Origin of the sequence: Gelidibacter gilvus, assembly GCF_004115975.1 — a bacterium.
Classification (GTDB): Bacteria; Bacteroidota; Bacteroidia; order Flavobacteriales; family Flavobacteriaceae; genus Gelidibacter; species Gelidibacter gilvus.
The window spans coordinates 66672-75034 of sequence record NZ_SDDZ01000018.1; the positions used below are offsets into that span (position 1 = coordinate 66672).

5 protein-coding genes are annotated in these 8363 nt (G+C 37.0%); 4 read left to right on the forward strand and 1 reads right to left on the reverse strand.

What is annotated here, in order from left to right:
* The first annotated feature begins 15 nt into the window (after nt 1-15).
* From ESZ48_RS18060 to ESZ48_RS18075, 4 genes are all read left to right on the forward strand, one after another.
* The gene (locus tag ESZ48_RS18060; protein WP_129018903.1) at nt 16-1473 is read left to right on the forward strand and encodes a RagB/SusD family nutrient uptake outer membrane protein; all 1458 of its coding nucleotides are present in this window, start codon (nt 16-18) and stop codon (nt 1471-1473) included.
* Between the two features lie 382 nt (nt 1474-1855).
* The gene (locus ESZ48_RS18065) at nt 1856-3760 is read left to right on the forward strand and encodes a S9 family peptidase (protein ID WP_129018904.1); all 1905 of its coding nucleotides are present in this window, start codon (nt 1856-1858) and stop codon (nt 3758-3760) included.
* Nucleotides 3761-3877: 117 nt separating this feature from the next.
* On the forward strand, nt 3878-5905 hold the full coding sequence (locus ESZ48_RS18070) for a S9 family peptidase (protein WP_223266504.1): 2028 nt from the start codon (nt 3878-3880) through the stop codon (nt 5903-5905).
* A gap of 254 nt (nt 5906-6159) precedes the next feature.
* Nucleotides 6160-6675 (forward strand): DUF3124 domain-containing protein, encoded by a 516-nt coding sequence (locus tag ESZ48_RS18075; RefSeq protein WP_190246300.1) that lies wholly within the window; start codon nt 6160-6162, stop codon nt 6673-6675.
* A gap of 316 nt (nt 6676-6991) precedes the next feature.
* Here ESZ48_RS18075 and ESZ48_RS18080 read toward each other — a convergent pair whose 3' ends face one another.
* Complete coding sequence (locus ESZ48_RS18080) at nt 6992-8230, reverse strand: serine hydrolase domain-containing protein (RefSeq protein ID WP_129018907.1); 1239 nt, start codon at nt 8228-8230, stop codon at nt 6992-6994.
* Nucleotides 8231-8363: the final 133 nt, after the last annotated feature.

Below are 8363 nucleotides of genomic sequence, written 5' to 3' on the forward strand. Positions count from 1 at the left end.
AAAAACAACTGAAAAATGAACAAGATAAAATCTGTCATAATTATTATTCTATTCCTTGGGTTAAGCTCATGCGATGATGATTTTCTTGATGTTACCCCAAGCAATTCCGGAGATGCTTCTACATCTATTCAAACGCTTGCTGACGCAAAAGTGATGCTTACCGGAATTATGAGCAACATGACTTCCTCAAATTATTATGGTCGTAATTTCATTTTATATGGTGACGCTAAAGGAGGAGATCTTACAACATTCTCTATGGGAAGAGGGCTAGATGGACTTTACTCCTTTAACCACTCTCCTACTTCTGGATCATATTCTGGATTCTGGAATAGCATTTACAATAGCATCCTTCAAACCAATAATCTCATTGTTAATATTGAAAAGTTGCAAGCAGCCGGTGTGGAAGCTAATTTTGACGATGTCAAGGGGCAAGCTTTAACAGCAAGAGCATTAATGTATTTTGACTTGGTTCGAATTTATGGAAAGCCATACTCTTACGACAAGGAATCTTATGGGGTTCCAAATATCCTCGTGCCTTTAGATGCCTTAGAGCAACCTTTAAGAGCGAGTGTCGCAACAAATTATAATCAAATCATAACGGATCTGATAGCGGCACAACCACTTCTTTCAAAAAGCAAGACTAGCGGTTATTTAAATTATTATGCCAATCTCGCTCTGCAAGCAAGGGTATACCTTAATATGGAACAATATCCTGCCGCTCTTACTGCCGCTCAAGAAATTATTGATTCTGGAGTTTATTCTTTGTATTCTAACAGTGAATGGGTTAATTCCTGGACGCAACAGTTTGGAAAGGAATCCATATTTGAATTGGCAATCCTTCCAAGTGAAGCTGATTTAGGCAACTCGAGTCTAAGTGTTTATTTGAGAAGATCGGGCCATGGATCTGCAAGTGCAATTGGTCAATTTATAGCCAGTGACTATTATTTGAACCGTTTAGGCGAAGATCCCAATGATGTGAGATGGGGAATCCTTGATTACGATGAGGTGGGCGCAACCCATCTGGGGGCAAGTTACAAGTATAGTGGAGATATTGCTTTAGCTGGAGATGGGAAGTCTACGGTGACGGCAGTAAACATCAAAGTTATTCGATTATCAGAAATTTACCTTATTGCAGCCGAAGCAGCGTTTCATTCAGACAAAGATCTGGCCGCCACTTATCTTAACGCGGTTCGAAAAAGAGCACCTGATTTAGCGCCTGCAACGGACGGAACCATTAGTATTGACATGATTTTGGATGAAAAAAGTAAAGAATTGTTCACTGAAGGGCAGCGATACTTTGATTTGCTGAGATTAAATAAGGAAATCGTTTTTAATGACGATCTTGGAGGAGTTCCAATTTCGACTAGAACAAAAACAATTGATCGCTCATTTTATAAAACTATTTTACCTATTTCTCAAGAAGAGATCAATGCTAATCCTGAAATTGGGAATCAACAAAATCCCGATTACTAAAACAAAAGAGAATCAATTTTCGTTGATTCGAAACTAAGGGCGTTACAGATAATGTTTACTACCCGGAAAAAAAGCCTAAAGAATCTATGATTTTTTAGGTTTTCTTTTTTTCCACTTTGTCAAAGTTTTCAGATAACCATACAAAATGATAAAGCCTTATTTTTATGGTCTTAAATTTCAATGAACAAAAAGCCTAATTTATGGGATAAAGAGTTTAATCCCGATGGCCTTATGCCTCGTAAATATTTGAAAGGCGATAGACTTTTATTAATTAATTGTAGCTTTAGCACCTAAGCAATAGGTTTTTTATAATTTTATGCGCTGATGCACATCTTAATTAAAACCTTGAGAAAAAATATTCCATTTATAAAAATGAACAGTTATGAAAAAATCACTCTTATTTATGAGTTTAATAGTGAGCAGTAGTTTAATGATAGCCCAACAAAAAATGACACCCGAATTATTATGGAAGGTCGAACGCCTAAGCGTGATGGGTATCGACAAAGAAGGATCAACCATTTTTATACAGGTTAAAACTCCGAATATTGAAGAAAATAACTTCGACTCCAAATATTATAAAATGCCCATTATGGGAGGTGATTTAGTCGAAATCAAAAAAGATGATGCTGCTACGACCGACAAAAACACGTCGCCAGATGGAAAACACAAATTGTTTCATAAGGAAGTTCATATTGAAGACATTAAAGGAACGGACATCTATAAAGATTTAGGAAAATCCGATGTGTATGTTTTTTCAGATTTGGATATCCGCCATTGGGATACGTGGCAAGATGGCAGCTATAATCACTTGTTTTATAAAGCCGCAGGAACCGACGATGATACCGGAATCGATATCATGCCCAATGAACCTCATCATACCCCACAACGTCCCTTTGGTGGCGATGAAGATTATATTTGGTCTCCAGACAGCAAAAACATTTATTATGTAAGCAAAAAACTGAAAGGAAAAGCTTATGCCACCAGTACCAATACGGACATCTACAAATACAATCTGGAATCCAAAACCACCGAAAACATAACGGAAGACAATAAGGGTTATGATACCAATCCTGTTTTTTCTCCTGGAGGCGCTTTGGCCTGGTTACAAATGAAAACCGATGGTTATGAAGCCGATAAAAATAATATTGTCGTGTTGAACAATGGCGTTAAACAAAACTTAACCGACAGATGGGATGGTACAGTCAACAGCTTTTTATGGAGTAATGATGGTAACACAATTTATTTTACGGCACCTGTAGATGGCACCATTCAACTTTTTAAAGTGAATTATCTGGGTAGAAAACGAATTGCACCGTTGGTCGAACAACTTTCAGAAGGTCAATTTGATGTCACGAGCATCATCGCACAAAAAGACAACACGCTCTTGGTCACCAGGACCGATATGAACCATGCCGCTGAAATTTTTAGTTTCAACTTAAAGAACAAGAGTTTTAAAGAATTGACCACTATCAACCAAAAATTATATAATGGCCTTGATCTTCCAAAAGTCGAAAAACGTTATGTCACCACTACGGATGGCAAACAAATGTTGGTGTGGGTTATTTTACCGCCAAATTTTGACGCATCCAAAAAATATCCAACCTTATTATACGCACAAGGAGGTCCGCAATCTGCTTTATCACAGTTCTATTCTTTCCGTTGGAATTTCCAATTGATGGCATCTCAGGGTTATATTATTGTCGCTCCAAATCGTCGTGGCATGCCAGGTCATGGTGTGGAATGGAATGAAGCCATTAGCAAGGATTGGGGTGGTCAGGTTATGGACGATTATCTATCTGCCATTGACGAGATTGCCAAAGAACCTTATGTAGATAAGGACCGCTTAGGTGCCGTCGGTGCGAGTTATGGCGGCTACTCCGTGTTTTATCTTGCTGGAATCCACAATAAGCGTTTCAAGACCTTTATCTCTCATGATGGTGTTTTTGATACCAGAACGATGTACGGCACGACTGAAGAATTGTTTTTCGTCAACCACGATTTCGGAGGTCCATATTGGGAGAAAAACAACACCACACAGAAAGCCTATAACGAGTTTAATCCTATCTACAAAGTGTCAGCATGGGATACGCCTATTTTAATCATTCAAGGCGGAAAAGATTTCCGTGTGCCTATTGAGCAAAGTTTGAGCGCCTATCAAGCCGCTCAGTTGTTAGGGATCAAAAGCAAACTGATCTATTTCCCTGAGGAAAACCACTGGGTCTTGAAACCTCAAAACGCATTGGTTTGGCAACATGAGTTTTTTAAGTGGCTAAAAGAAACACTTTAATTATATTACCAATAAAACATTACGATTTTCACATATTTTTCAATCTTTAATTCAATGTAAATGACTTGTAGACTTTCAATAAAATCTTTGTCCTTGTTTCTCGTATCCTTATTTTTAATGTCCGCATACACAAGCAACGCTCAAGGCAAAATAAAAAACATGCCGGGATACGAACAGCATCAAAAAATGTCGTCGCAATTGTATAGTTCGGTACAAAGAATATCACCTAATATCAATTGGAGCGCAGACGGGAAAACATTCACTTATATTGAAAACAATACCCAGCATACGTTTGATATTGGAAAAAAGAAGATTATTAAATCTGAAGACTATCAAGCACCTCCAAGAGTTCCATTTTCTCGACAAGGAAGACCAGAAAGAGGTAGACAATACGCCTCTACGATCTCGCCAGACTCTACCTTAAAGGCGTTTACAAAAGACAGAAACATGTACCTCAGTAATCTTGATGGTTCAGAAGTAGTGGCTATTTCCACTGACGGAAATGAGGAAAATCAAATAAAATATGGAATTGCAACCTGGGTTTATGGCGAAGAATTAAATCAAAATACAGCCATGTGGTGGTCTCCAGACAGTAAGAAAGTCGCTTTTTATCGTTTTGAAGAAAAAGATGCCAAGAAGTATTATGTGCTTTATCATCAAACTAAAATACAGGACTCTGTCGAAGTTGAAGCCTATCCAAAAGTGGGTGCCAAAAACTTACCTGTCGATTTATTGGTCTACGATTTAGAAACAAAAAAAACCGTTACGCTCGATACGCGTGATGGCAAACCTTTCAATGATGGCGCTATTGGCACTTATTTATATGATATTGAATGGTCTCCCAATGGCAAAGAATTGCTTTTTCACAGTACTAATCGGAAGCAAGATATTATGGAGTTTAAAGCTGCCGATCCTATAACTGGAAAAACAAGAGTTGTAGTCAGGGAAGAATGGCTTCCGAGTTTTACGATAAATTCTCCAGAAATCTATAAGCTCAAAGACCAACAACATTTTATTTGGGCTTCAGAACGAAATGGTTTTAAGAATTATTACCTCTACAATTTCAACGGAAAACTTGTGAATACCATTACCAACCATGATTTTGAAGTTCAGCGAATTATTGAGGTTGACGAAGCCAATAAGCTTCTATACTATATGGCGGCCAGTGGCGATAACCACATGAAGATGCAACTCCATCGGGTTAAACTTGATGGCACAAAGGATGTCCGATTAACCAATCCTGCTTACAATCACAATGTCATCTTATCCCCTACCGGAAACCATTTTATTGATATTGCACAAACTCACAACATCCCTCCTTTCATGAATCTTGTGGATGTCAAAGGAAAAGTGGTTTCAGAACTCTTAAAAACCGATTTGACAAAATTTAACGAGTTAGGATTCAAAACCGTAGAGGCCTTTGAATTTACATCTGCTGATGGCGAAACTAAACTCCATGGCATGATTCACTTTCCATCAGATTTTGATTCGTCCAAAAAATACCCATTGATTTTGAGCAATTATGGTGGCCCAGGGGTTAACGCATTTACAGAATCGTTCCGTCTCCCAAGCTCTATAACTGAATTTGGGTTTTTAGTCGTTAATATCGACGGCAGGAATGTTGGAGGACGTGGGAAAAAAATGCTCGATAAATTATATGGGAACTTGGGTATTGTTGAAATGGACGATTTTGCTGCGGGAATCAGATCTTTATACGATCGTCCGTATTTTGATAAAACGCGAGTTGGGGTGTATGGCACATCTTATGGTGGTACAGTTGCCGCTATGAGTATATTGAGATTTCCAGAGGTATATCATGTGGCTGTAGCCAATTCGGCGGTAACAGACTGGAGAAACTATGACAACATCTATACCGAGCGTTTTATGAATTTATTGGAAAACAATCCTGAAGGCTACGACGCTTCTAATTTAATGAACTATGCCGACAATTTAGAAGGGGAATTAATGATCTTTTATGGTACCAACGACAATAATGTGCATCCAGCAAATTCCTTACAATTAATACAGGCTTTGCAGAAAGCAGAAAAAAGCTTTGAAGTGCAAGTGGGCCCTGACCAAGGGCATACCGCGGTGAATTTCAACAGGATGATGGAGTTTTTCATACAGCACCTAATTCTGAAATAACAGATTTAACGAAATTTCGATTGCATATATAATGCTCATGAGAAGTGCGCTATTTTAACGGATTTTGTATAAGTCATCTACTTTTTAACTTTAGTATTATCTGTGCTGCCAGACGGAACATACTGGTGTAGAAATCAAGGAAAGCTACATCAGTATTTTCGATAGCGAGCTCTATTTTATTCAAGATGCTACTGAATTGTTTATTATATTTGTTTAGCCACAGCTTCAGGCAACTCCATCATAAACCGACTTATATGAACAATTATAGACTCCTCTTTTCTGTCTTTTTTCTTTTGATATTTGCCTGCCAAGAAACGACTCCCAAAGAGCAAAGAGAATTAATCTCAACCGATCATAAATTAGAAAAACCAATAGGAAAAACGGACAGTCTTTATAAAACAAAAAAAGTCTATGTTCCCGTTTATTCTGACATCTACCAACGCACCCGCAATGAAAGAACATTGCTCACGTCAACCCTAAGCATTCATAACACCAGCGAAACAGACACTTTATATCTTAGTCGCATTGATTATTATAATACGGAAGGGAAATTGGTTAGGAAATATATAGAATCAACCATCTTTCTAACGACATTTGAAACTTTGGAATATGTAGTAGATGAAGAAGACAAAACTGGTGGATCAGGCGCCAATTTTGTAATTGAATGGTATGGAAATGAAAAATTAAATCCGATTTTTCAGGCCGTCATGATTGGTGGTTTGGGAAATAAGTCGTTTTCCTTTACTACGGAAGGTGTAGAAATATATTAATTTAATGATGGTTATTTATTGAGATCAAGGGATTTGATCACGCACGTATTTCGTCATACTATTTAATTTTTATTTCTTATATAAAAAGTAACGGTTGCAATCCGACCTATCATCATTTTCATCTTTAATTTATATAATCCAATTGCTCTCCTATTCGCTGATTTTCTACAGAGATCATTAAATTGTTCTTCATCATATTAGATAAAACATCAGTGATATTAATACATCAATTTTAGTGATTGTTATGTTACTGACTTGAGGTGCTTACTATAAAATAAACAGATAAATTTAGATGAAAGAGGCAAAATCAGAAACATCAATCCGCTTTTTGAGAACAATGGCTCATTACCGCTCCAAAAATCTGTTCTCTAATGGCGTTGACATTAAAATAAGTCTGATTAGGTAACATTCCCAAGTTTTGACGGTTAATTAAGATAACAATGGATATATCGCATTGTGGAATGACGACAATACTGGTCCCTGTGAAACCCGTATGTCCAAAACTGCCTTTTGGTGCATTTTTCATAAAAGAATTGGAAGCGTCCATTACCCATCCCAAACCGTTTTTAAATTTATCTTGGGTTAAAAATAAGTTGATCGTCTTTTCAGAGATAAATTGGAAATTCTCGGCTTTTCCATTTTGCTTTAAGACATTTATTAATTTTTGCAAGTCAGTAACGGTTGAAAAGAGCCCAGCATGTCCCGAAACACCATTGCTGGCATACCAAGTATTACCATCATTTACTTCTCCTTTTAGAGGGTAATCGCGCCACCCATTCCATTGAGTTGGACTGATGCTATCAATAGTAAATCCTAGAACCGGATCAGATACCATCCTTTTTTCGTACGGATTGCCATAGGATGTCGCAGCTATTTTTAGCTCAGATCTATTTTTTTGTGGATTGTACATGGTATGCTCCATATGGAGCGGTTTAAATATATTTTGATCCATAAATTCCTCTAGTGAAAGTTCTGAAACAATTTCAACAATCTCTCCTAATAATATAAATCCTAAATCGCTATAATGCCTACTACTTCCTACTGAGTACTTTAAAGGTAATTTTTCAATAAGCCTATAAACTTCCTGTTTGTTTTCGCAATAATAATATAAAGGGAACCATTCATAAAGACCAGAGGTATGGGACAACAAGTGCCTAATGGTTATTCTGTTTTTTTCTGGAGTATCAAAGCCTTTAATATATTTTGCCACTGGATCCTCCACATTTATAAGCCCTGCATCGACCAACAACATGATAGAAGTAGTTGTACCAATTACTTTTGTCAATGATGCAATATCATAAAGATGATCCACTGTGGTTTGTTCTGGGCTATCAAGCATTTGTTGGTTGTAATCCATGAGAGACGCATATCCATAGGCTTTTTTAACAAGTTCTTCATTTCCTTTTTTGATCAGAATGACTGCTCCTGGAATTTCAGATTTATTTACTTTGTCTTGTAAAATATTATTTATTTCGACAATTAGCTCATTGTTTGCTGTCCCGTTTTGCCCCATCAAAATATTGAAAAATAAAGAAAAAGTAAATAGTGATATCATTGCTTTTGTATGCTTCCCCAATTTAGAACTGTTTGTTAATCCAAATATATAGTTTTTCCGTTTTAAAATGAATTGGCTTTCTCTTCATGTTTCTGTTTAAAAGCCAATTTATTTTAAAATGTGCCCAGCGGCA